We start from the raw sequence: 21,994 nt of genomic DNA, 5'->3' as shown, positions 1-21,994 counted from the left end.
CTGAGAGCTGAGAGCTGAGAGCTGAGAGCTGGCTGCGATAGCCTGAAACCGAGGTCAAGCGGGGATAGAACTGCACGGCGAGGTTTGGTCAGCACCGGCTCCGATGCGGCGGCGGCTGAAGCCGGCAACCGGACGCGATGGACCAAGACCTCGCTCTCCGCAAAATCGGGGGCATCAGGCCCAGGGCTGCGCCGACCCTCCTCCCGCAGGGGCGAGACAGGCTCACCCGGAATGATGCAGCGTCGCCAGAAACCGCGGGTCCACGCTCCGCTGGGCGAAGGTCGGCCCTTCGGTGAGGATGGAGACGGCATCATGGCTGTGCAGGCTTTCCTGATGGCTTGCCGCCACCCGGAAATCGCCGATCCGCGCATCGTCCAGCAACCGCTCCGCGAAGGAACGCGCCGCATCCTCCACGAAGATCGGATTGGCGGCGTTCAGTTCCGCAAAGGCCTGCTCGTCCTCGCGCTTGACCATGACCTGCGTCTCCGTCGGCACCGCAGCGCGGCAGATGTCGATCAGATCCTCGAACCACAACGTCCGCCCGCCTGCCAGCGCGACGGAAATCCGTGCGACCGACCGCTGCGAATGCGGCGTTGCCAGTTGTCCCCGCACCTGTCGTGCATGTTCGGACAGTTCGAGCGAGCAGGGGCAGGTCGAGGAATACACATAGTCGAGATGCACGAACCGCTCCCGCCGCCCGTCCGTTTCGATCATCTCCAGCGCGATGCTGTAATACTGATAGCCCTCCAGCCCGGAGCGGAGTGCCTTTACCTTGGCCGGAAAGGAAAAGCGCATCATCAGCCGCGCATCGCAACTGCCAAGGTCGGCCTTGTAGTCATCCAGCACCGACGACATCACCTCGAAGCTGAAGCTCCGCTCGGCATGCGCGTAGAAGCTGCGCATGATGCGGGACATGTTGATGCCCTTCTTGCCGGAGGCGAGGCTTACCGTGCCGGTGACCGACGTCTCAAGGCTGATCTCCCCTCCCGCGCGCAGCCGGTAACGGATCGGCAGGCGGAAGTTGGAGATGCCGACCTGCTGGATCGGGCGATGCGCGCCGACGATCAGGCTGGACGGGCCGTTCTGCAGATCGGGAAGCGTCGCGCGATAGGCTTCGTCTGCGACGAAATCCGCCGGATAGCTGCGGTTCAGATCCGGATAGTTCGATACCTCCCGCCCCGGCAACAGACGGGCGATGGCGGGGTCGAGCGTCGCGACTTCCTCGGGCGTGGCAAGCGCCGCCCAGTTCCGCAGCAGATCCAGCGCGGCTTTCGCATCCTGCCGATCAGGGGCAGCGGGCGCGAGGTCGGGTTTGGTTGGCGCGTTCATCCTGTGGCTCCGGGTTCTGGTCTCGGCGCGCGGGGACCGCGCTGGCGTCTGTTCTGGCGCAGGGCAGCATGGCGCATCGGCTCCGACCCTTTCCCGCTTTAGCAAAATGGGGCGCGGACCGGCTGATTTCCAGCCCGGCCCGCCAGCATCCCAAGGTGGTATCAGGCCGCTTCCAGCGCCTTCATGACATCTTCGATCAGGTCCTGGGTATCCTCCAGCCCGATACTCACCCGCACCAGACCCGGGCCGATACCGGCGACGGCGCGCGCCTCGTCCGTCAGGCTTGAATGCGTGGTCGTTGCCGGATGCGTGACGAGGCTCTTGGAATCGCCGAGATTGTTGGTGATCGTGAAGATCCTCAGGGCGTTGAGGAAACGGAATGCCGCTTCCTTCCCGCCCTTCAGGTCGAGCGCGAGGAGCGTGCCGCCATTCGGCATCTGACTTGCGGCAAGCGCATGTTGCGCATGATCGGCAAGGCCGGGGTAGATCACATGGGCCAGCTTGCCATGCCCCTGGATCGCCTCGGCGATCGCCTTGGCGGAGTCTGCGGCAGCGCGCACGCGAAGGTCCAGCGTCTCGATCCCCTTCAACATCACCCAGGCGTTGAACGGGCTCATCGCGCCACCGGTGTGTTTCAGGTAGGGCTCCACCGTCTTGCGGATGAACTCTTTCGTACCGAGGATCATGCCGCCCAGACAGCGCCCCTGCCCGTCCACGTGCTTGGTGGTGGAGTAAATGACGGCATCCGCCCCGAGCGCCACGGCCCGCGACTCCAGCGGGGTGGCAAAGACGTTGTCCACCACGACCAGCGCCCCCACGCGATGCGCAATCCGGGCGATACCGGCGATATCCATGATCTCCAGCGTCGGGTTGGACACCGATTCGAAGAACACGGCCTTCGTTCCGGGACGCACCGCGGCCTCCCATTCCGCAAGGTTCGTGCCATCGACCAGCGTGACCTCCACCCCATAACGGCCGAGAACGTTGTTGAGGATGTAGAGACAGGAGCCGAAAAGCTGCCGCGCCGCCACGACGTGGTCCCCGGCCTTGAGCAAGGAGACCAAGGCCCCGTTGACCGCCGCCATCCCCGAAGCGGTGGCAAAGGCATCCTCCGTGCCCTCCGTCGCGGCCATCCGTTCTTCCAGCATCCGCACGGTCGGGTTGCCGTAGCGGGCATAGATGAACTCGTCCGGCCCGGTTTCGATGAACCGTGCCTCGGCCTGTTCGGCGCTGTCGTAAACGAAGCCCTGCGTCAGGAAGATGGCCTCGGCCACCTCGCCATACTGGCTACGCCGGGTACCCGCGTGAACCAGTTTCGTCCGGCTGTTCCAGTTGTTCATTCTTCACGTCTCCACGTCTCTCGCCCGGAACGGGTGTCGGAGACCGGGAGCGGATCCACGGATGACCTACACCTCTTTAGCGGCTTGTTTAACGTGGCCCGCAATCCGGTAACAAATCGCCACGCCCGTTCGGATAAGCCTCCCCGGCTGCGACGTCAACACCTGCCGGGCGGGCTTGCATCGGATAGAGGGCGCGCGCAAACATTGCCGAATCGAAAAAGGAGCGTGAGCATGCCGGGACCGATCCAACTCTTCTACTGGCCCACCCCCAACGGCTGGAAGATTTCCATCGCGCTGGAGGAGATGGACCTGCCCTATGTGGTCAAGACCGTGAACATCGGCGCAGGCGACCAGTTCAAGCCGGAGTTCCTGGAGATCTCCCCCAACAACAAGATGCCCGCCATCATCGACGAGGACGGGCCGGACGGCAAACCGGTGTCAGTCTTCGAATCCGGCGCGATCCTGCAATACCTCGCCCGGAAGACCGGCAAGTTCTACGGCACGACGGAGCGGGACAAGCTGAACGTTGACGAATGGCTGTTCTGGCAGGTTGGCGGCCTCGGCCCGATGGCGGGACAGGCGCATCACTTCCTCAAGTACGCGCCTTCCATGGATCCGCCGAACGACCTGCCCTATGCCAAGGACCGCTACCGCAATGAGGTCGCGCGGCTTTACGGCGTGCTGGACCGTCAGCTTGCCAAGGCGGAATTCGTGGCGGGGGATTTCTTCTCCATCGCCGACATGGCGATCTGGCCCTGGGCCGCAGGCTGGGAAGGTCAGCAGCAGACGCTGGACGACAAGCCGAACCTCGCCCGCTGGCTGGAGACGGTGGCGAAGCGTCCCGGGGTCAAGGCCGGTCGCGCCGTCGCCGCCGACCGGCGAACCGATATCGCGCAGGATCGCAAGGCGCAGGAGATCCTGTTCGGCAAGCGCAATTGATCCGCTCAAGGGGCCGGGGTCACTCCCCCGGCTTCTCTTTCTGCACCGCGTAACGCTCGAACAGCTTGCCTTGTGTGATGAAGAAGGCAAAGACCGCGAGGGTCAGGCCGAAGGTCTTGAAATTCACCCACACTTCGGTGGAGAGCGTGCGCCAGACCACCTCGTTCGCAACCGCGATGAGCAGGAAGAACACGAAGATGCGGCGGGTGAGGATCATCCATCCCTCCTCCCGCATCGGCACCACCTCATCCATCAGGAAACGCAGGTAGGATTTGCCCTGCAGCAGACCCACTCCCAGCACAGCCGCGAACAGCAGGTAGATGATGGTGAGCTTCATCTTGAAGAACCGCTCGTCATTCAGCCAGACCGACAGGCCGCCGAAGACGGTCACGAGCACCAGCGTCAGCACCTGCATCCGCGACAGATGCCCCGTCAGCACCCAGAGGATCGCCGTGCACGCGATCATCACCGGAATGAACGCCGCCGTCATCAGGATGAAGCCGTCATAGGACGTGCCGCCGATGACGAAGCTCTGGTCCTTGATCCTCATGTAGCCCACGAAGAACAGCAGCACCGGCCCAAGCTCCAGCGCGAGCTTCAGCCACGGGTTGATCTTTCTCACAGCCATCGGCACCTCCGTTCGCGCGGCAAATTGCGCGTTCGGGCCGGGCAATGCAACGTCAATGCACCGCCCCGACCTGCACAAGCACGGCACCTGAGGCAATAAGCAGCATAAGCGCCGTCCGCACAGGTCCGACCTTCTCGCCCAGCATCACCCATCCGATCAGCGCGGCGAAGGCGGTCGATGTCTCCCGCAGCACCGCCGCCTGCCCGACATCGCCGATCCGCGTGGCAATCATGATGGCGCCAAAGCTGAAGAAGGCCGTCACTGCGCCGATCAGGCCGAGCCTGAGCAGCGGGCGGACCTCTCCAGGCCGGATGGGATACCACCTGCGCCGGATGACCAAAGGGAAGCTCAACCCGTCGATCAGAAAGAACCACGCCAGAAAGGTGAAGGGATCGGCCGTTGAGCGGATCCCGAAGGCGTCATAGGTCGTGTAGAGCGCGACGAACCCGCCCGTCGCCACCGCAAAGCCCAAAGCGGGCCCGAGCGTTTCGCGGTTCAGGACGATCGTCCGCATGTTGTAGTAGGCAAGCCCGAAGATCGCCCCCACCAGCACCAGAACGCCCCCGAACTGCAGCGGCGCGAAGACCTCACCAAAGAAGAGATAGGCCCCGAGCACCGCAAAGAGCGGCGCCGCACCGCGCACCACCGGATAGACGACCGTATAGGCACCGCGGGCATAAGTCGCCGCCTGCAGGAACTTGTAGGCAAGGTGAATGGCCAGCATCCCAGCGAAGATCGGCCACATATGCGGCTCCGGCCAAGGCACGACGAACAGTGCGCAGGGCGCGGCCATGGCCGCCGCCGTCATGTCGATCACCGCCCGCGATTTCCAGGGATCCGCGCGCTGCCCCTTCTGCAGAGCGCCGAACACCGCATGGAGAAGCGCGGCCAGAAGCGCGAGGCCCATGGAGATTTCCTGGCCGAGCGGCGTCCCCGCGATACTGACGAGCCATTCGCTCATTGCCATGCACGGAACCGCAACCGGCTCCATCCGCTTGTAGAGGCAGAAAAAGAGGGATCAATCATGCTGGCCGTGCTGAAGGAAGAGCTGTCCGCGCCGTTCGAGGCGTTTCCGATGGAGGTAGCGGTTCTGCGGTTGCTGGCCGCAGTGGCGCTGGGGGGCCTCATCGGTTTCGAGCGGGAAATGAAAGAGAAACCGGCCGGTTTGCGCACGCATATGATGGTGGCTCTGGCCTCCTGTCTTTTCACTCTCATGGCGTTCGAGATGGTGCAGGTGGAGGCGCAGGGCAGCGGCGCGTCCATCCAGGCGGACCCGATCCGCGCCATCGAGGCCGTCACGGCAGGTGTGGCCTTCCTTGCCGCGGGCACGATCTTCAGCCAGAGGGGACGCGTCAACGGGCTGACAACAGGGGCAAGCATGTGGCTTGCGGGGGCCGTCGGCCTGGCCTGCGGGGCGGGGCGTATCCCGCTTGCGGCCCTTGCAACCGTGGTGACGCTCATCCTGCTCTGGCTCGTCCGCCTCGCTTCACGCCGGATCGGCGCGGTGCAAAGCGACGAGCGGGCCTGACGCGCCTTTGGCCGCCGTGCTCGCGCTGCTCGTTGGCTGCCGCTCACCAATCAACGGGCCAGGCAGCTACACAGCTCCCCCGGCGGCACATCACGCCTCCGCCCCGGTCAGGGCCCGGGCGAAATCTTCCGGGTCGAACGGCGCGAGGTCATCTATCTGCTCGCCCACACCGATGGCATGGATGGGGAGGCCAAACTTGTCCGCCAGCGCCACGAGCACGCCACCGCGCGCTGTACCATCAAGCTTGGTCATCACGAGGCCGGACACATCGGCGAGCTTTCGGAATGTCTCCACCTGGTTCAGTGCGTTCTGCCCGGTGGTCGCATCAAGCACCAGCACGGTGTTATGCGGCGCGGACGGGTCTTTCTTGCGGATGACCCGGACGATCTTTGCCAGCTCCTCCATCAGGTCGGCGCGGTTCTGAAGCCGTCCGGCGGTGTCGATCATCAGAAGGTCCGCGCCCTCCGCCTCCGCCTTGGTCATGGCGTCAAACGCGAGGCTCGCGGGATCGGACCCTTCAGGCGCGGTCAGCACGGGCACGCCAGCCCGCTCCCCCCAGACCTGCAGCTGTTCAACGGCCGCCGCGCGGAAGGTGTCGCCCGCAGCAATGACGACCTTCTTGCCCGCAGCCCGGAACTGCGAGGCGAGCTTGCCGATGGTGGTAGTCTTGCCGGAGCCGTTCACGCCGACGATCAGCACCACCTGCGGTTTCCGGGGGTATAGCGGCAGGGGTCGGGCGACAGGCTCCATGATCCGGGCGATCTCATCGGACAGGGCCGTACGGATTTCGCTGGCGGACATGCGGCGGCCCATACGTCCTTCCGCGATATTCGCGGTGACGCGAAGCGCGGTCTCCACCCCCATGTCGGCCTGAATCAGCAGCTCCTCAAGGCTCTCCAGCATCGCGTCATCCACAATGCGGCGCGGCTCCTCTGCCTGTAAGTCACGACCGAACAGCCGCCCGACAAGACCCGGCCGCGCCGACGGAGTGGAGGCAGGCGGCACATCGACCGGCAGGACCGGCGTCGCGGAGAGCGGCAGAGCAGGCGGCGGATCCACAGCTGCGTGGTTCGTGGCCTCCGCCGCGGGCGCTTCTTCCACAAGGGCATCAATCCCCTGCTCGATCCGGCTCGACGATCGGGTGAGCCGTTCCTTGAGCTTGCTGAAGAAGGACATGGGCACTCTCCCCGTGATTGCACCGGCGATTTCACTGGGCCTTTCGGCTTTTCTCTCAGCTAAAGCAGACAGGCGGCAGTTGAAAGACCCGCACCCCTGCGAAACCGGTATGAAGGTGCTTTCCCCTCCCGTTTCGGCGCGTGACCGGCTAAATGAGCGGTATGACCCACGCTTTCTTCCTCCCCCGGCTTCGTGCCGAGATTGCCGCCCTGCCGCCCGAGCAGCGCGTTGCAGCGGTGGCGGTGGATGGCAAACGTTACTGGGTAAAACGGCGAGAGCGTTACGACAGTCTGAAACTCCGGCTGCAGAAAGGCGATGCCGCGCGTGCTTTCGAGCGGGAGCGCGGCGCGCTTCACGATCTGGGCAGGCTCGGGCTGCCGGTGCCCCCGGTGGTCGATGAAACGGAAGATTACTTCGTCACCCCCGACCGCGGTGTGCCGCTGGCGAAAATCCTTCGCGACAGGCTTCTTACTGAGGAGGAGCGGATGGCTGCCTTCCGATCCGCCGCCTGCGCACTCCATGCCTTCCACGCAGCCGGACTCGCGCATGGGCGCCCGAACCTGCGCGACATGCTCTGGGACGGGGATCGCGTCACGCTCATCGATTTCGAGCGTTATGCGCCCCGCCGGAACCGCCGGATCAACATGGCGCTCGATCTGCTGATGTTCGTGTTTTCCGCCTATGTCGCGGCGGAGAGCGAACGCCCCGAGATTGATGCCGCCATCGCAGCGTATCGCAACGCGGACAGCACCCGCCTGTGGCCGCTGGCCGCCCGCATCGCGCGGAGGCTCGGTTGGCTCACGCGCCTGACGGCACCGCTCCACAGACGCAAGCCACGCTCGCGCGAACTTGCCGCCCTGCCGCTGACGCTCCACCGCTTCAGCGCGGAGACGTGAGGAAACATGACTGGCCAGATGCCGGACGATCTGTCACCGTTCCGCGGTGCCCCCGTCCGCAGTGCCCCCCGCAGTGCCCCCGTCGAGGTTCCGATGCGCCTTCTGGTTCCAGCTTTCGCCCTTGGACTTGCCGCCCTGCCCGCGCTCTCTGCCACCACGGTCGAGCGACCGATGTCGGCGGAGGCGTTCGAACGCTATTCGACGGGCAAGACCCTGACCTATGGCGCGAGCGGCGCGCCTTACGGCATAGAGCGCTATCTGCCGGGCCGACAGGTCGTCTGGGCCTTCGTGGGGCAGGAATGCCGTTACGGCCAATGGTATCCCGCCGGCGACGAGATCTGCTTCGTCTATGAAACCGATCCGCTGCCGCAATGCTGGGTCTTCTACGCGACGCCGGGTGGCCTGCGCGCGCATTTCAGCGGCGACCCGGATGGGGAGGATCTGGTGGAAGTGAACCAGAGCAGCGAAGACATGCCCTGCCCCGGCCCAAAGGTGGGCGCCTGAACCGGGTTGTCGAGCGCAGTCCCGTGAACTGCACCGCTGTGGACCTTCCGAAAGGCGGAGCCACCGGAGAGAGGCGGCACGACCGCTTGCCACGACGATCGGCCTGCGCGCCGCTTTCTGGCCGAGGTAGTGGCCGGCTCCTGGGACCGAGCTAGACTGCGCGGCGGAGCAGAGGGTCAGCAATCTCCTGCCTTCGCACTCTCCATGAACAGCTGTCGCTGAGCCGCGAACGCGCGCTGGTAGGCCGGGCGCGCCTGACCCCGCGCCACATAGGCGCCGAGCTTCGCATAGCCTTCCAGAATACCCGTTCCCTCCAACCGCCGAAGCACCGTCACCATCAGCAGATCGCCCGCAGTGAAACCCTCGTCCAGCCATGTCCCCTCACCCAGCCGCACGGAAAGATCATCGAGCCGTCCCCGAATACGCTCGTCCAGCAGGGGCACTCGCGCCTCGTACCAGGGCCGCTCGCGCTCAGCATAGGCGACCTGCTCCCGCTCCACGATCGGCGGCTCAACGGTGTTCAGGGCGGCAAAGAGCCAGGAGAGAGCTGTTGCGCGGGCCGGGGGAGAATCTGGCAGCAGGCCCGCATGGTGTTCCGCGATATGCAGGACGATCGCACCCGATTCAAAGAGTGTGATGTCGCCCTCCTCATAGGTCGGAATCTGCCCGAAGGGTTGGCGGTGCTGGTGGGCTGGCTGCCGCATCTCGGCGAAAGACACAGGGCGGACAGTGTAGGGCTGGCCAACCTCCTCCAGCGCCCATCGGACCCGCATGTCGCGTGCAAGGCCCCGGCCCTGGTCGGGAGAGTTGGCAAAGACAGTAAGGACTGGCAGCATCCAGAGCTCCGCCGGCAGATGGCCATTGATAAGACAGGTTAACAGGGATCGGCGTCCGCCCGTATGGCCAATCCGCGGGCAGAAGAACCATATCCGTCGTCGAAGCCCGCTCACGCGCCGCTTGCGGCGCGCTCCGCCCTCCCCTAGCCTCCGCGCGAAGAGGAGAACGACATGACCAGAACCCCCGGCTTCGACACGCTGCAGATCCATGCGGGCGCGGCACCCGATCCTGCGACTGGCGCCCGTCAGGTGCCGATCTACCAGACCACCGCCTATGTGTTCCGCGATGCGGATCATGCAGCGGCACTCTTTGGGCTGCAGGAGGTGGGCTACATCTATTCCCGCCTCACCAACCCCACGGTGAGCGCGCTGCAAGAGCGGGTGGCGGCCTTGGAGGGAGGCGCGGGCGCCGTCTGCTGCGCCTCCGGCCATGGCGCACAGATCATGGCGCTGTTCCCGCTGATGGGGCCGGGCAAGAACGTGGTCGCCTCCACCCGGCTCTACGGGGGCACGGTCACGCAGTTTACCCAGACGATCAAGCGGTTCGGCTGGTCCGCCAAGCTGGTGGATTTCGACGATCTGGACGCGCTGCGCGCCGCGATCGACGAGGATACCCGCGCGATCTTCTGCGAATCGATCTCCAATCCCGGCGGTTACGTCACCGATATTCCGGCGGTCGCAAAAGTGGCGGATGAGGCGGGGCTGCCGCTCATCGTGGACAATACGCTCGCAACCCCGTGGCTCTGCCGGCCCATCGAAATGGGTGCTACGCTGGTCGTCCATTCGCTGACGAAATACATGACCGGCAACGGCACGGTCACCGGCGGAGTCGTCGTCGATTCGGGCAAGTTCGACTGGTCGGCCTCGGACAAGTTTCCCTCCCTTTCCGCGCCGGAACCCGCATACCACGGGCTGAAATTCCATGAGGCGCTGGGGCCGATGGCCTTCACCTTCCATGGCATCGCTGTCGGTCTGCGCGATCTTGGCATGACCATGAACCCGCAAGGGGCACATTACACGCTCATGGGAATCGAGACTCTGAGCCTTCGCATGGCCCGGCACGTGGAGAACGCCCGGAAAGTTGCCGCCTGGCTCGAGGCGGACCCTCGCGTGGAGGTCGTGACCTATGCGGGCCTGCCCTCCTCGCCGTGGTATGAGCGGGCGCAGCGGATCACGCCCCGGGGTGCAGGCGCGCTGTTCACCTTTGGGGTGAAGGGGGGCTATGAGGCGGGGGTGAAGCTGGTGGACAGCGTGAAGCTGTTCAGCCACGTGGCGAACCTCGGCGATACGCGTTCGCTCATCATCCATTCGGCCTCCACCACGCACCGGCAGCTCACCGATGCGCAGCGGCAGGCCGCAGGCGCCGGGCCGAATGTCGTCCGGCTGTCCATCGGGATCGAGGATGCCGACGACCTGATCGCGGATCTGGATCAAGCCCTCAGCATTGCAGTGGGCTAACGCGGAGGCAACACGCGCAAACCGAAGGCCCGGGCAAGCTGTCCGGGCCTTTTGCTGTGTCGCCGTCCCTATTCTCCCAGACGGAAGACCATCGTCACATTCGCTTTCACGCTGACCTCACCCTCTGCCAGCGGGACGCCCGCACCGCTGTCCGCGGCCATACGCATCATCGGTCGCGGCTGCTGGCCGGTGAAGCTTTCCGTCAGCGATTGAACCGGGCCGAGCGCGACACCCGCCGCCTCCGCATAAAGGTTCGCGCGTGCGATCGCATCGACGACGGCGGCCTTGCGGGCGGCATCCGTGTTGGGTTTGGGATCGGACAGCCCGAACCGCAGCCCCTGGAACGTGTTCGCTCCGTTCTTCACCACGGCATCGAGCACATTGCCCAGCTTGTTCAGATCCCGCACAGTCACGCTGACGTTGTTGGACGCAACAAATCCGACCACCTTGGGCTGACCCTCCTGCGGATGCTCCCACCGGGGGCCGAGCGTCAGGTCGGAGGTCTGCATATCGCTGGCGGCAATTCCGGCCGTCTTCAGTGTCTCGAGCATCTTCGCGGTTGCCGCGGTATTTTCGGCCAGCGCCGTATTCGCGCTGTCTCCGAGAGTTTCAACGCCGAGCGTTACGGTCGCCATGTCGGGGCGGGCGCTGACCTCTCCCTCTCCGTTCACGGTGATGGTCGGATAGGTCATCTGAACCTCCTGTGCTGCAAGCGGCGCGGCCGCGAACATCATGAGCGTGGCAAGGGTGGTGAACCGCATGATATGCCTCCTTTTTCTCTGCTGTGGCGGCAGGTCGCGCCGCTGACAAGTGAACTCTCCGTGTTCCTAGCCCTAGCGTGCGCGATTTCCCGCTATACCCCATGCTGATGCCACTGCATAATCGCAGTGGTCTGTCTTTCGTGGTAGGTGCGTTCCGATGAAGCCCAGTTTCACGCTCGAACTTGCCGCCGATGGCATCCGTCTTTTCCACCGCACGCCGCTTGGCTGGCGAACCGTGGGGGCCATTGGGCTGGGGGATCCCGAACTCGGACAGAAGGTCGCCGCGCTCCGCAGCACCGCGCTTGGCATGGAGCCTGGCCCGCTGACGACGCGTCTGACGATCCCGAACGATCAGATACTATATACGCGCGTCGCCGCCCCCGGGCCGGATGCCGCATCTCGCCGCCGTCAGATCCGCGCGGCTCTGGAGGGGATGACCCCCTATGCGCCCGAGGAGCTGGTCTTCGACTGGACAGGCGACGGGCGGGAGGTGCAGGTCGCCATCGTTGCGCGGGAGACGCTTGAGGAGGCGGAGGCCTTTGCCGCCGATAGCCGCTTTGCGCCGGTTGCCTTCGTGGCGATACCGCCGCAGGGCCAATTCAATGGCGAGCCGTTCTTCGGCCAGACCCATCTTGCCCCGGCGCTGCTTGGTCCGGAGGAGCGGGTGGAGCGGGAGACGGTGCCGATGCGCCTGCTCGACCGGCGTCCGGTTCCGGCAGAGCCGAAGCGGACGACCGAGGCCGCGCCGCTGACTCCCGCCCCTGGGGCCGCGAATGTCTCCGACAGCACGCCGGAGGAGGGGCCGGGTTCCGCAGGCATTCTGTCCGACCATGTGGAGGAGGGACGGGAAAGCCGGCCCCTGACCCCGGTGGCAGCCGAACCCCCGCCGCTCGATGCGGATGTTGCGGCGCTTGCAGCGCCATCCGCCACGGTGCCCCCGACCGCGCAACGCCCCGAGACAGCCCCACAGGAAAGCGTCCGGCATGTCAGCCCGCCGCTTCAGGGCGCCGCGAGCATGTCCCCTGCGACGGATGCGAAGAATACCCTGCGCGCACCTGTCAGGGAGCGGAACCGCATGCGGCGCGGACTGATGCTCGCCCTTGGCCTTCTGGTGCTGATCCTGCTTGTCCTGCTCGGGTCGGGCCTGTTTCTGGGTGAGCAGCAGACGAGCCGGGCTAATCAGTTCGGCCTCATGGGCGCCGCACAGGCGAGCACCCTTGCAGCTTCACCCCGCCCGCCGAAAGCAGCGGAGACGGAGAAGGAGACCCTTCGCGCGCTTATCGCCCTGCAGCGCCCCGCTCTGCTTGGGCAGGCTTATCCGGTGGGTCCGAGCCTCGCCCTGACGGAAGCACCTCCCCGGCGCACGGGGGCGCAGGTTGACGCCAGCCGGCCGAAAGCGCGGCCTGGCTCCAGCGCGATCTCCGCCGCACCGGCGGCCCCTCGGCAGATGGCCAGCAAGGATCCTGCCCCGAAACTGTCCTCGCATCGTCCGATGCCGAAGCCCGCAGGTATTACCGCGCGCGGGCAAGCCGCAACCGAGGCGGACAACCCGCCCGTCGCGCTTGCCGTGGACCGGCCCCGGTCGAGACCCAGGAATTTTGCACCTGCCATTGCCGTTGCGCTCGCCGCAGCCGTGGCGGAGCCGGTCGCCCCGGCACGCGCCGTTGTCGCGGCGCAGCCCCCTCAGCCGCAGATGACACCACCCGTCGTTGCGGCACCTCGCCAACAGGCCTTGACCAGAAGTCCTCTGGCCACGGCCGCAGAATCTGATGATGAACCGGAACCACAGGTCGTGACACCCAGAATCCCCACCCGCGCCTCCGTTGCCAAGCAAGCCACCCTCACCAAAGCCATGAACCTGAGGGATGTGAATCTTCTTGGGGTATTCGGCACATCATCGAACCGCCGCGCGCTGGTTCGGCTGTCGAACGGAAGATTGCAGCAGGTGAAGGTCGGTGACCGGCTCGACGGTGGCCAGGTGGTAGCCATCGGGGCAAGCGAGCTTCACTATGTGAAGTCCGGGCGTGGCGTCGTGCTCGCCATGCCGAAGACCTGATCAGCTCCGCGCGAACAGGCGGCGCAGAGCCTCCGCCACGGCCGCGGGATGGGTGATGGGCGCCATATGTCCCGCTTCCGGGATCGCGATGACCTCCGCATCGGGAAGGCGCGCTGCAAGCCGGTGCACGATTTCCGGTGCAAGGGGGGCGGATGCGGCACCGTGGATGAGCATCACCGGTCGGGCCAGCCCCTCCAGCCGCCCCGGTTGGAGAAGGCCGGCACTATCATCGGACAGCGCCGCCGATGTCGCGGGGATCACCTCGATACGATCGACGATGTAGCGCTTCATCCGGTCGGGCAGCCGCTCCCAAGCGACCCCTGCGCCCCAGCGTGACATGAAGGCACGGGAGGCTTCCTCCCTGTCGCCCCGGCGCCAGGCCTCTGCAAAGGCCCCGTTGTCGGCCACCGGGCCACCGCCCGTCACCGCTGCGAACAGCACGGGCTCCACCAGCGCAAGGCTCCGCACAAGCTCAGGGCTCTCAAGCGCAAGGCGAAGGACAAGCGTTCCCCCGAGCGAGTGGCCGATCAGATCGACGGGCCCGCCCCTGCCCGCCGCCAGCACCGAACGGCGCAGCGCATGCGTAGCGACATCGTGATAATCGCCGAGGCCGGGAGCCCACCGCCAGCTTCGCCCGTGTGACGGCAAATCGACCGCCGTCATTGAACACAGATCATCCAGTTCGGCAGCCACGCCGCTCCATGCCCCGCCATGAGCGAGCGAGCAATGCGCCAGGACAGCCACTCTGGGCCCGCTCCCCCAGCTTCGTGTGGCAAGCGGCGCTCCCCGGTCTACCATGTCGGCCACTACAGTTTCCCCGAAAGATGCGCGTCGAGATCCGAGAGCCGGTCCTGCCCCCAGAACATCTCCTCCCCCACGATGTAGAAAGGGGCGCCGAAGACACCGCGGGCCACGGCCTCCTCAAGGTTGCGCGCATAGGTTTCCGCGCCCACCAGCAGTCCCTTGTCGGCCAGCGACGCATCGAAGCCGTGGCGGGAAAGTTCGTCCCGGATCACGTCATCCTCCGCGATATTCCGCTCCTCCGCCCAGCAGGCCGCGCAAAACCCGTGGACCAGCCCGCCCAGATCGCCACCGCCAGCGGATTGCGCCGCGATGATCGCATAGGCGGAAGGCGCGGCGTTCACGGGCCAGTAGCGGGGCTGAAGATGGATGGGCAGCCCGGCCTTTGCCGTCTGCCGTCGCAATTCCTGCAACCGATAGGCTTGCCGCGCCGGATGTCGTTGCGGCAACGCAAGCCCGCCGGTCCGGGGGAACAGTGCGCCCAGGTCAACGGGTTTGTAGAAAATGGTCGCGCCGTGGCGTGCCGCAATCTCCTCCAGCCGCAGGCCAGCGAGATAGGTATAGGGAGAGGCCGTCGAAAAGAAGTAGTCGATCTGCGTCATGAACCGTCCCCCCGCGTGTTGGCGCGAGCGTAGCCCGGTGATAAGCGGTGTCAATATCGCGAATCCGGCCTTCCGCCGATTGTAGCAAGGATCCCGTCATGGCTGCCATGAATGAGCCGAAACTGATCTCCGGCAACGCCAACCGCTCGCTCGCCTCCTCCATCGCGCGACGCATGTCGATGCACCGCGGAATGACCGTCGGTCTTGTCGATGCGCGCGTCGAGCGGTTCAACGATCAGGAAATCTTCGTTGAAGTCTATGAGAACGTCCGCGGCGAGGACATGTTCATCATCCAGCCGACCTCCAACCCGGCGAACGACAACCTGATGGAGCTGCTCATCATCACGGATGCGCTCCGCCGTTCCTCCGCCGGCCGGATCACCGCTGTCATCCCCTATTTCGGCTATGCCCGTCAGGATCGCCGCACCAAAGCGAGGACGCCGATTTCCGCGAAACTGGTCGCCAACCTGCTGACCGAGGCGGGGATCGAGCGGATCCTGACACTCGACCTGCATGCGGCGCAGATTCAGGGCTTTTTCGACATCCCCGTGGACAACCTCTATGCCGCCCCGGTCTTTGCGCTGGATGTGGAACACAATTTCCGCGGCCGGATGAACGAGATCACCGTCGTCTCCCCGGATGTCGGCGGCGTGGGCCGCGCGCGGGAGCTTGCCCAGCGGATCGGCGCCAACCTCGCCATCGTGGACAAGCGACGCACCAAGCCCGGTGAGGTCGCCGAAATGACCATCATCGGTGAGGTGGAAGACCAGATCTGCCTCATCATCGACGACATCTGCGACACGGCCGGCACGCTGGTGAAGGCCGCCGACCTGCTTCTGAACAACGGCGCGAAAGAGGTTCACGCCTATATCAGCCATGGCGTGCTCTCCGGCCCCGCGGTGGAACGGATCACCAGTTCCGCCATGAAGAACCTTGTCATCACCGATTCAATCGAGCCGACGGCCGCAGTGAAGGCCGCGCACAATATCCGCATCGTCCCCACCGCGCCGATGTTCGCGCAGGCGATCCTGAATATCTGGAACGGGACATCCGTGTCCTCGCTGTTCGACACCAATACGCTGGTGCCGATCTACGAGGGCATGTATCCGCGCTGAACGCGTGGATGTCGGAAAATGGATGGACCGCGCTTCGGCGCGGTCTTTTTCATGGGGCAGACCGCCGTTGCTTCACGGAGCGGAGGCAGCGGCCCATGAAAAAAGCCGGCATCGCTGCCGGCTTTCCTGACTCTCATGAAGCCAGCGTCAGTGGCGGATCAGTTCCTTAAGCGCCTTGGTATCTGCGATCAGCTTTTCGCTGTTCGCCTTTTCCTCGGGCGGCGCACTGGCGGCAAGGCTTTCCGCCTCGCTCACCAGTTGGTCAATCACGCTTGACGTTACTTCGGTCACCGGGATCGCCTTCTCCGCCAGCACGGAAACCGCGTTGGTGTTGATCTCTGCGAAACCGCCGGTGACGACAAAGCTCGCCGCACCTTTCGGCCCTTCGACCCGGACGATACCAGGACGAAGCGTGAGGATCAGGGGGGCGTGCCCCGGCATGGCCGTAAGCTCTCCCTCCGATCCGGGAATGGTGACCGCCGTGGCGGCAACGGATGTCAGCATCCGCTCCGGCGCCACGAGGTCGAACTGCATCGTATCGGCCATGTCCGCTCCCTCAGGCCGCGGCCGCAGCGAGACGCTCGGCTTTTGCCTTCACTTCCTCGATGTCGCCGACCATGTAGAAGGCCGATTCCGGCAGGTGATCGTATTCGCCCGCGACAACCGCCTTGAAGGAAGCGATGGTCTTGTCGAGCGGAACCTGCACACCGGGCGAACCAGTGAAGACCTGCGCCACGTCGAAGGGCTGGGAGAGGAAGCGCTGGATCTTCCGCGCGCGGGCCACGGTCAGCTTGTCCTCTTCCGACAGCTCGTCCATCCCGAGGATGGCGATGATGTCCTGGAGCGACTTGTAGCGCTGAAGGATACCCTGCACGGCGCGGGCGGTGTCGTAATGCTCCTGCCCCACCACCTGCGGATCGAGGATCCGGGAGGTGGAGTCGAGCGGGTCCACCGCCGGGTAGATGCCGAGCTCGGAGATCGCGCGGGAAAGCACGGTCGTAGCGTCGAGGTGGGCAAACGACGTCGCCGGCGCCGGGTCGGTAAGGTCGTCGGCCGGCACGTAGATCGCCTGAACCGAGGTGATGGACCCGGCCCGGGTGGAGGTGATCCGCTCCTGCAGCGCACCCATGTCGGTGGCGAGCGTCGGCTGATAGCCCACGGCGGAAGGGATACGGCCCAGCAGAGCCGACACTTCCGAACCCGCCTGGGTAAAGCGGAAGATGTTGTCGACGAAGAAGAGCACGTCCGAACCCGACTGGTCACGGAATTGCTCCGCGATGGTCAGACCGGTGAGCGCAACGCGGGCACGCGCGCCCGGCGGTTCGTTCATCTGACCATAGACCAGCGCCACCTTGGACTCTTCGAGATGGTCGATGTTGATGACGCCCGATTCAATGAACTCGTGATAGAGGTCGTTGCCCTCACGCGTCCGCTCACCCACCCCGGCAAACACGGAGTAGCCCGAGTGCACCTTGGCGATGTTGTTGATGAGCTCCTGGATGAGCACCGTCTTGCCGACGCCCGCACCGCCAAAGAGGCCGATCTTGCCGCCCTTCGCGTAGGGGGCCAGCAGGTCGATGACCTTGATGCCGGTGACGAGGATCGCCGATTCCGTGGACTGGTCCTCGAAGTCGGGCGCGGGCTGGTGGATGGCGCGCCGCTCGGTGGCGACGACCGGACCCTTCTCGTCGATCGGCTCGCCGATGACGTTCAGGATGCGGCCGAGCGTGCCATCACCGACGGGAACGGAAATCGGCGCGCCCGTATCTTTTACCGGCTCCCCGCGGACGAGGCCTTCCGTGGCATCCATCGCGATGGTGCGGACGGTGTTCTCGCCAAGGTGCTGAGCCACTTCCAGAACGAGACGCTTGCCGTTGTTGGTCGTCTCCAGCGCGTTCAGGATCGCCGGGAGCGCGCCGTCGAACTGCACGTCCACGACAGCGCCGATGACCTGCGTGACTTTGCCTTGTGACATTGGTTACTCCGGTCGTTAGAGCGCTTCGGCGCCCGAGATAATTTCGATAAGCTCTTTGGTGATCGCAGCCTGCCGCGAGCGGTTGTACTGGATCGTGAGCTTGTTGATCATGTCGCCCGCGTTGCGGGTCGCGTTGTCCATCGCGCTCATCCGCGCACCCTGTTCAGAGGCCGCATTCTCGAGCAGCGCCGTGAAGATCTGGGTCGCGATCGAACGCGGCAACAGATCGGTCAGGATGCCTTCTTCGGACGGCTCATATTCATAGAGCGCCGAGGAGGATGTCGCGGGTGTTTCTTCGAACGAGGCGGGGATGATCTGTTTCGCCGTCGGCACCTGGCTGATGACCGACTGGAAACGGTTGTAGAAGATCGTCGCCACGTCGAATTCGCCGTTCTGGAAGCGCGACATGATCTGGCGTGCAATGTCGTGGGCGTTGACGTAGCCGAGCTTCTTCACCTCCGACATATCGACATGCCCGATGAGATAATGCCCGTAGTCGCGACGGAGCTGTTCACGCCCCTTCTTGCCCACGGTCAGGATCTTCACCGTCTTGCCCTGCCCGATCAGCGTGTCGGCGCGAAGCCGCGCCAGCCGGACGATGGAGGAGTTGAAGGCGCCGGCAAGGCCACGCTCCGAGGTCATAACGACCAGGAGGTGGACCTTGTCCTGCCCCGTTCCTGCGAGCAGCCGCGGCGCGCCAGGCGAGCCTGCGACCGACCCGGCGAGGCCCGCGATGACCGAGTTCATCCGCTCCGCATAGGGGCGGGCAGCTTCGGCGGCTTCCTGGGCGCGGCGCAGTTTCGCCGCCGCGACCATCTGCATGGCCTTGGTGATCTTGCGCGTCGACTTGACGCTGCTGATCCGGTTCTTGAGGTCCTTTAGGCTCGGCATCTATCCGTCCCTGCTCCCCCGCCCTTAAGCGAAGTCTTTGGCAAATTCAGTGATCGCAGCCTTGATCTGGGCTTCGAGCTCGTCCTTCACCTTGCGGTCTTTGACGGTGATGTCGTCGAGCAGCGCGCGGTGGTTGGTGCGCAGATGGGCGAGCAGGCCCTTCTCGAAGGCGCCGACCTTGTTGACCGGGATCGAGTCCAGGAAGCCATGCGTCCCCGCATAGATCACGCAGACGATCTCCGCATTGGTCAGCGGTGAGTACTGCGGCTGCTTCATCAGTTCCGTCAGGCGGGAACCGCGGTTCAGCAGCTTCTGCGTGGATGCGTCGAGGTCGGAGCCGAACTGGGCGAAGGCCGCCATCTCACGATACTGCGCAAGTTCCAGCTTCACCGGCCCCGCGACCGATTTCATCGCATTGGTCTGGGCAGCGGAGCCGACGCGCGACACCGAGAGACCGGTGTTCACCGCCGGGCGGATACCCTGGTAGAACAGTTCCGTCTCAAGGAAAATCTGACCGTCGGTGATGGAGATCACGTTGGTCGGAATATAGGCCGACACGTCGCCCGCCTGCGTTTCGATGATCGGCAGCGCCGTCAGCGAGCCGGCACCGAATTCATCCGACATCTTCGCCGACCGCTCCAGCAGACGGGAGTGGAGATAGAACACGTCGCCCGGATAGGCTTCACGTCCCGGCGGACGGCGCAGCAGCAGCGACATCTGACGGTAGGACACGGCCTGTTTGGAGAGGTCATCGTAGATGATGAGTGCGTGACGGCCGTTGTCGCGGAAGAATTCCGCCATTGCAGTCGCCGAATAGGGCGCGAGATACTGCATCGGCGCAGGGTCGGACGCGGTCGCGGCGACCACGATCGTGTATTCGATCGCGCCGCTCTCCTCCAGCTTCTTCACCAGCTGCGCCACGGTCGAGCGCTTCTGCCCGATGGCGACATAGATGCAATAGAGCTTCTTGGATTCGTCGGAACCGGCAGCCTCGTTGTAGGACTTCTGGTTCAGGATCGTGTCGAGCGCCACGGCGGTCTTGCCGGTCTGACGGTCACCGATGATGAGCTCCCGCTGGCCGCGGCCGATCGGGATCATGGCGTCGATCGCCTTGAGGCCGGTCGCCATCGGCTCGTGCACGGATTTCCGCGGAATGATGCCGGGAGCCTTCACATCGGCCACGCGACGCTCGGAGAAGTTCAGCGCGCCCTTGCCGTCGATCGGATTGCCCAGACCGTCGAGAACGCGGCCCAGCAGCCCCTCGCCCGCGGGCACGTCGACGATGGATTTCGTGCGTTTCACGGTGTCGCCTTCGCGGATACCGCGGTCGTCACCGAAGATCACGATACCGACGTTGTCGACTTCGAGGTTCAGCGCCATCCCCTGGATGCCGCCGGGAAACTCGACCATCTCCCCCGCCTGAACGTTGTCGAGGCCATAGACGCGGGCAATCCCGTCACCAACCGACAGGACGCGGCCGATTTCCGCCACTTCGGCTTCCTGGCCGAAATTCTTGATCTGCTCTTTGAGGATCGCGGAGATCTCAGCAGCTTGGATACCCATTATCCGACCTCTTTCATTGCATTCTGGAGTGCCGAGAGCTTCGAGCGGACCGAGGTATCGATCATCTTCGAGCCCAGCTTGACGACAAGACCACCGATGAGCGAGTCATCCACGGTCGCATTGATCAGAACCTTGCGCCCGTCCGCCTTGGCGGTGAGCACGCTTTCGAGCCGTTGCACCTGAGCCTCGGTGAGCGGCTGGGCGGAAACCACCTCAGCGGTCACTTCGTTCTTGGCGCGCTTGATCATGTCCCGAAGCTCGGTCACGAACTGAGGCAGCGTGAACAGCCGCCGATGCTCTGCCATGAGGCCCAGCGTGCGCGACATCACATCCGTGAGACCGGCCTTGCCCGCAACGGCCATCACCGCATTCTTCTCCGCATCGCGCGAGTAGAGGGGCGAGGTAATCATGGTTCGGAAATCGGCGCTTTCCTTGAGAATCGCGTCGAGAGTGCCTGTGTCGGCCTCCAACGCATCAAGCGCGTTCTGCTCTTGTGCCAGTTCGAAGACGGCCGTCGCATAGCGCGCGGCGATACCGTATGAAATCGAAGCAGGTTCGGCCACGTCCACCCTTCCGATGCTGTGACCCCTCACCGGCGCAGTGCGGGAAAAGCACGCGGGTCCGGGGCCGTCCAAGGCGCACGCACGGCGCGGCCCAAATCCGGGGTTGCGTGTAGCAGACCCCTTCCGCGCTCGCAACCGTGTTGGGTCGCAGGAGGCACCCCCAAAAGGCTTATTTTGCGCCTTTAGCGCCAACATCTGGCAAGGCTGCCACAGCTCTGCGCAACCTTTGACCTAAGCAGGCTCTGCGCCTGCGACGGGACCGGGCTGGGTTGCGCCCTCCAGCACGCGCAGCGGCCGGCGGACGATCTGCCGCAGGCCCGGGCGGGTGGGAGCGTAGACTTGCTTGGACGCCTCAACGATATGCACGCCGCCCGAAAAGACGGACGAAAGCCGCCGCCCTGTCCCCTCCCAGAAGTCGGAGGTGCGCAGCCAGAATCGCTGCGGAGAGGGAGGTGTATAGAGCGAGGTGACGTAGCGTTCGGGTGTGAAAGCGTGGCGCTTGAGCTGTGACTCCAGCTGGCGGAGCGAATAGGGGCGTCCGAAACCGAAGGGCGTCGAATCCGTCCTGGACCACATGCCCGAGCGGTTGGGCACCACGAAGATCGCCCGTCCGCCTGCCCCGAGCACCCGCCAGCACTCCTCCAGGAGTTCGGACGGGTAGTCCGTCGTCTCCAGCCCGTGCAGCAGAAAGAGCTTGTCCGCGATACCGGTGGGCAGCGGCCACTGGGTCTCCTCGCAGAGCACGGAGACATTCGCCTCCCCCCGCGGCCAGGACATCACCCCCTGCTGACCCGGCATCAGTGCGACAATCCGACGCGCCGTTCCCAGATACGGTCTCAGCAACGGCGCGGGAAAGCCGAATCCCACGACCGTCTGCCCCTGTGCCTCCGGCCAGAGTTCGAGGAAGCTCTGCCGGAGGCTGCGCTGCGCCACCCGGCCGAGGCCGGTGCGGTAATAGAAATTACGCAGTTCAAGCGCGTCCAGGTGCATTGTCTCCGCAGTATCAGCGATTAGCTTGGCCATGAGCCGCAAG

22 protein-coding genes and 1 riboswitch are annotated in these 21,994 nt (G+C 64.9%); of the genes, 7 read left to right on the top strand and 15 right to left on the bottom strand.

The window, feature by feature from the left end; all coding sequences use genetic code 11:
- Positions 1-222: 222 nt before the first annotated feature.
- Both folE2 and metZ read right to left on the bottom strand, forming a co-directional pair.
- Entirely contained in the window at positions 223-1,329 is a 1,107-nt protein-coding gene (folE2, locus tag CN97_RS05665) for a GTP cyclohydrolase FolE2 (protein WP_035708237.1), read from the bottom strand.
- Positions 1,330-1,490: 161 nt separating this feature from the next.
- Positions 1,491-2,669, bottom strand: coding sequence for an O-succinylhomoserine sulfhydrylase (gene metZ, locus CN97_RS05660; RefSeq protein WP_035708234.1), 1,179 nt, complete (start codon positions 2,667-2,669; stop codon positions 1,491-1,493).
- 55 nt (positions 2,670-2,724) lie between these two features.
- Positions 2,725-2,802, bottom strand: a riboswitch (SAM riboswitch).
- 98 nt (positions 2,803-2,900) lie between these two features.
- Between metZ and CN97_RS05655 the strand changes: the two genes are divergently transcribed.
- Positions 2,901-3,608, top strand: coding sequence for a glutathione S-transferase N-terminal domain-containing protein (locus tag CN97_RS05655; RefSeq protein ID WP_035708231.1), 708 nt, complete (start codon positions 2,901-2,903; stop codon positions 3,606-3,608).
- A 19-nt stretch (positions 3,609-3,627) separates the two neighbouring features.
- On the opposite strand, the gene CN97_RS05650 is transcribed toward CN97_RS05655, so the two are convergent.
- Both CN97_RS05650 and CN97_RS05645 read right to left on the bottom strand, forming a co-directional pair.
- Positions 3,628-4,236 (bottom strand): inner membrane-spanning protein YciB, encoded by a 609-nt coding sequence (locus tag CN97_RS05650; protein WP_035708229.1) that lies wholly within the window; start codon positions 4,234-4,236, stop codon positions 3,628-3,630.
- Positions 4,237-4,288: 52 nt separating this feature from the next.
- Entirely contained in the window at positions 4,289-5,197 is a 909-nt protein-coding gene (locus tag CN97_RS05645) for an EamA family transporter (protein ID WP_035708226.1), read from the bottom strand.
- 63 nt (positions 5,198-5,260) lie between these two features.
- On the opposite strand from CN97_RS05645, the gene CN97_RS05640 reads away from it, so the two are divergent.
- Positions 5,261-5,764 (top strand): MgtC/SapB family protein, encoded by a 504-nt coding sequence (locus CN97_RS05640; protein ID WP_035708223.1) that lies wholly within the window; start codon positions 5,261-5,263, stop codon positions 5,762-5,764.
- A 90-nt stretch (positions 5,765-5,854) separates the two neighbouring features.
- Here CN97_RS05640 and ftsY read toward each other — a convergent pair whose 3' ends face one another.
- A complete protein-coding gene (gene ftsY, locus CN97_RS05635) occupies positions 5,855-6,940 on the bottom strand; it encodes a signal recognition particle-docking protein FtsY (RefSeq protein WP_035708222.1) in 1,086 nt (361 codons plus the stop codon).
- Positions 6,941-7,101: 161 nt separating this feature from the next.
- Between ftsY and CN97_RS19755 the strand changes: the two genes are divergently transcribed.
- Positions 7,102-7,836, top strand: coding sequence for a lipopolysaccharide kinase InaA family protein (locus CN97_RS19755; protein WP_051910980.1), 735 nt, complete (start codon positions 7,102-7,104; stop codon positions 7,834-7,836).
- Between the two features lie 6 nt (positions 7,837-7,842).
- The gene (locus CN97_RS05625; RefSeq protein WP_242685217.1) at positions 7,843-8,340 is read left to right on the top strand and encodes a hypothetical protein; all 498 of its coding nucleotides are present in this window, start codon (positions 7,843-7,845) and stop codon (positions 8,338-8,340) included.
- Positions 8,341-8,516: 176 nt separating this feature from the next.
- Here CN97_RS05625 and CN97_RS05620 read toward each other — a convergent pair whose 3' ends face one another.
- On the bottom strand, positions 8,517-9,176 hold the full coding sequence (locus CN97_RS05620) for a glutathione S-transferase family protein (RefSeq protein ID WP_035708219.1): 660 nt from the start codon (positions 9,174-9,176) through the stop codon (positions 8,517-8,519).
- Positions 9,177-9,347: 171 nt separating this feature from the next.
- Here CN97_RS05620 and CN97_RS05615 point away from each other — a divergent pair, with 171 nt between their 5' ends.
- On the top strand, positions 9,348-10,634 hold the full coding sequence (locus CN97_RS05615; RefSeq protein WP_035708216.1) for an O-acetylhomoserine aminocarboxypropyltransferase/cysteine synthase family protein: 1,287 nt from the start codon (positions 9,348-9,350) through the stop codon (positions 10,632-10,634).
- A gap of 68 nt (positions 10,635-10,702) precedes the next feature.
- On the opposite strand, the gene CN97_RS05610 is transcribed toward CN97_RS05615, so the two are convergent.
- Positions 10,703-11,395 carry an SIMPL domain-containing protein gene (locus CN97_RS05610; protein WP_035708213.1) on the bottom strand — a complete coding sequence of 231 codons (693 nt, stop codon included), beginning with the start codon at positions 11,393-11,395 and terminating at the stop codon, positions 10,703-10,705.
- Between the two features lie 157 nt (positions 11,396-11,552).
- On the opposite strand from CN97_RS05610, the gene CN97_RS05605 reads away from it, so the two are divergent.
- Positions 11,553-13,451, top strand: a complete 1,899-nt coding sequence (locus tag CN97_RS05605) for a hypothetical protein (protein ID WP_035708210.1) — start codon at positions 11,553-11,555, stop codon at positions 13,449-13,451.
- Here the strand turns inward: CN97_RS05605 and CN97_RS05600 are convergent, their stop codons facing one another.
- Together CN97_RS05600 and CN97_RS05595 are read right to left on the bottom strand one after the other, a co-directional pair.
- Positions 13,452-14,249: an alpha/beta fold hydrolase gene (locus tag CN97_RS05600; protein WP_035708488.1), complete on the bottom strand. Its 798-nt coding sequence runs from the start codon at positions 14,247-14,249 to the stop codon at positions 13,452-13,454.
- A gap of 8 nt (positions 14,250-14,257) precedes the next feature.
- Positions 14,258-14,854 carry a 2-hydroxychromene-2-carboxylate isomerase gene (locus CN97_RS05595; RefSeq protein WP_035708207.1) on the bottom strand — a complete coding sequence of 199 codons (597 nt, stop codon included), beginning with the start codon at positions 14,852-14,854 and terminating at the stop codon, positions 14,258-14,260.
- Positions 14,855-14,952: 98 nt separating this feature from the next.
- On the opposite strand from CN97_RS05595, the gene CN97_RS05590 reads away from it, so the two are divergent.
- The gene (locus tag CN97_RS05590; protein ID WP_035708205.1) at positions 14,953-15,969 is read left to right on the top strand and encodes a ribose-phosphate pyrophosphokinase; all 1,017 of its coding nucleotides are present in this window, start codon (positions 14,953-14,955) and stop codon (positions 15,967-15,969) included.
- A 147-nt stretch (positions 15,970-16,116) separates the two neighbouring features.
- Here CN97_RS05590 and CN97_RS05585 read toward each other — a convergent pair whose 3' ends face one another.
- The 6 genes from CN97_RS05585 to CN97_RS05560 form a co-directional block, all read right to left on the bottom strand.
- Positions 16,117-16,515, bottom strand: coding sequence for a F0F1 ATP synthase subunit epsilon (locus CN97_RS05585; protein ID WP_035708202.1), 399 nt, complete (start codon positions 16,513-16,515; stop codon positions 16,117-16,119).
- A 10-nt stretch (positions 16,516-16,525) separates the two neighbouring features.
- Complete coding sequence (atpD, locus tag CN97_RS05580; protein ID WP_035708198.1) at positions 16,526-17,944, bottom strand: F0F1 ATP synthase subunit beta; 1,419 nt, start codon at positions 17,942-17,944, stop codon at positions 16,526-16,528.
- 15 nt (positions 17,945-17,959) lie between these two features.
- Positions 17,960-18,835, bottom strand: a complete 876-nt coding sequence (locus CN97_RS05575) for a F0F1 ATP synthase subunit gamma (RefSeq protein ID WP_035708195.1) — start codon at positions 18,833-18,835, stop codon at positions 17,960-17,962.
- Between the two features lie 24 nt (positions 18,836-18,859).
- Positions 18,860-20,398 carry a F0F1 ATP synthase subunit alpha gene (gene atpA / locus CN97_RS05570; protein ID WP_035708192.1) on the bottom strand — a complete coding sequence of 513 codons (1,539 nt, stop codon included), beginning with the start codon at positions 20,396-20,398 and terminating at the stop codon, positions 18,860-18,862.
- Complete coding sequence (locus CN97_RS05565; RefSeq protein WP_084684001.1) at positions 20,398-20,967, bottom strand: F0F1 ATP synthase subunit delta; 570 nt, start codon at positions 20,965-20,967, stop codon at positions 20,398-20,400. The genes atpA and CN97_RS05565 overlap by 1 nt, the downstream gene beginning before the upstream one ends.
- Before the next feature lie 225 nt (positions 20,968-21,192).
- Positions 21,193-21,951, bottom strand: a complete 759-nt coding sequence (locus tag CN97_RS05560; RefSeq protein WP_035708187.1) for a methyltransferase domain-containing protein — start codon at positions 21,949-21,951, stop codon at positions 21,193-21,195.
- Positions 21,952-21,994 lie beyond the last annotated feature (43 nt).

This window comes from Haematobacter massiliensis (genome assembly GCF_000740795.1).
Lineage (GTDB): Bacteria > Pseudomonadota > Alphaproteobacteria > Rhodobacterales > Rhodobacteraceae > Haematobacter > Haematobacter massiliensis.
Note: the sequence above shows the minus strand (reverse complement) of the source record. Positions and strands in the feature narration are given on the sequence as shown.

Bases quoted from the DNA above. Each gene is read 5' to 3' on its own strand.
- metZ (WP_035708234.1), bottom strand. From the start codon at position 2,669: ATGAACAACTGGAACAGCCGGACGAAACTGGTTCACGCGGGTACCCGG.
- CN97_RS05655 (WP_035708231.1), top strand. From the start codon at position 2,901: ATGCCGGGACCGATCCAACTCTTCTACTGGCCCACCCCCAACGGCTGG.
- CN97_RS05590 (WP_035708205.1), top strand. From the start codon at position 14,953: ATGGCTGCCATGAATGAGCCGAAACTGATCTCCGGCAACGCCAACCGC.
- atpD (WP_035708198.1), bottom strand. From the start codon at position 17,944: ATGTCACAAGGCAAAGTCACGCAGGTCATCGGCGCTGTCGTGGACGTG.
- CN97_RS05600 (WP_035708488.1), bottom strand. From the start codon at position 14,249: ATGGTAGACCGGGGAGCGCCGCTTGCCACACGAAGCTGGGGGAGCGGG.
- CN97_RS05605 (WP_035708210.1), top strand. From the start codon at position 11,553: ATGAAGCCCAGTTTCACGCTCGAACTTGCCGCCGATGGCATCCGTCTT.
- CN97_RS05575 (WP_035708195.1), bottom strand. From the start codon at position 18,835: ATGCCGAGCCTAAAGGACCTCAAGAACCGGATCAGCAGCGTCAAGTCG.
- CN97_RS05610 (WP_035708213.1), bottom strand. From the start codon at position 11,395: ATGCGGTTCACCACCCTTGCCACGCTCATGATGTTCGCGGCCGCGCCG.
- folE2 (WP_035708237.1), bottom strand. From the start codon at position 1,329: ATGAACGCGCCAACCAAACCCGACCTCGCGCCCGCTGCCCCTGATCGG.
- CN97_RS05640 (WP_035708223.1), top strand. From the start codon at position 5,261: ATGCTGGCCGTGCTGAAGGAAGAGCTGTCCGCGCCGTTCGAGGCGTTT.
- atpA (WP_035708192.1), bottom strand. From the start codon at position 20,398: ATGGGTATCCAAGCTGCTGAGATCTCCGCGATCCTCAAAGAGCAGATC.
- CN97_RS05650 (WP_035708229.1), bottom strand. From the start codon at position 4,236: ATGGCTGTGAGAAAGATCAACCCGTGGCTGAAGCTCGCGCTGGAGCTT.
- CN97_RS05620 (WP_035708219.1), bottom strand. From the start codon at position 9,176: ATGCTGCCAGTCCTTACTGTCTTTGCCAACTCTCCCGACCAGGGCCGG.
- CN97_RS05645 (WP_035708226.1), bottom strand. From the start codon at position 5,197: ATGAGCGAATGGCTCGTCAGTATCGCGGGGACGCCGCTCGGCCAGGAA.
- CN97_RS05585 (WP_035708202.1), bottom strand. From the start codon at position 16,515: ATGGCCGATACGATGCAGTTCGACCTCGTGGCGCCGGAGCGGATGCTG.
- CN97_RS19755 (WP_051910980.1), top strand. From the start codon at position 7,102: ATGACCCACGCTTTCTTCCTCCCCCGGCTTCGTGCCGAGATTGCCGCC.
- CN97_RS05615 (WP_035708216.1), top strand. From the start codon at position 9,348: ATGACCAGAACCCCCGGCTTCGACACGCTGCAGATCCATGCGGGCGCG.
- CN97_RS05595 (WP_035708207.1), bottom strand. From the start codon at position 14,854: ATGACGCAGATCGACTACTTCTTTTCGACGGCCTCTCCCTATACCTAT.
- CN97_RS05560 (WP_035708187.1), bottom strand. From the start codon at position 21,951: ATGCACCTGGACGCGCTTGAACTGCGTAATTTCTATTACCGCACCGGC.
- CN97_RS05625 (WP_242685217.1), top strand. From the start codon at position 7,843: ATGACTGGCCAGATGCCGGACGATCTGTCACCGTTCCGCGGTGCCCCC.
- ftsY (WP_035708222.1), bottom strand. From the start codon at position 6,940: ATGTCCTTCTTCAGCAAGCTCAAGGAACGGCTCACCCGATCGTCGAGC.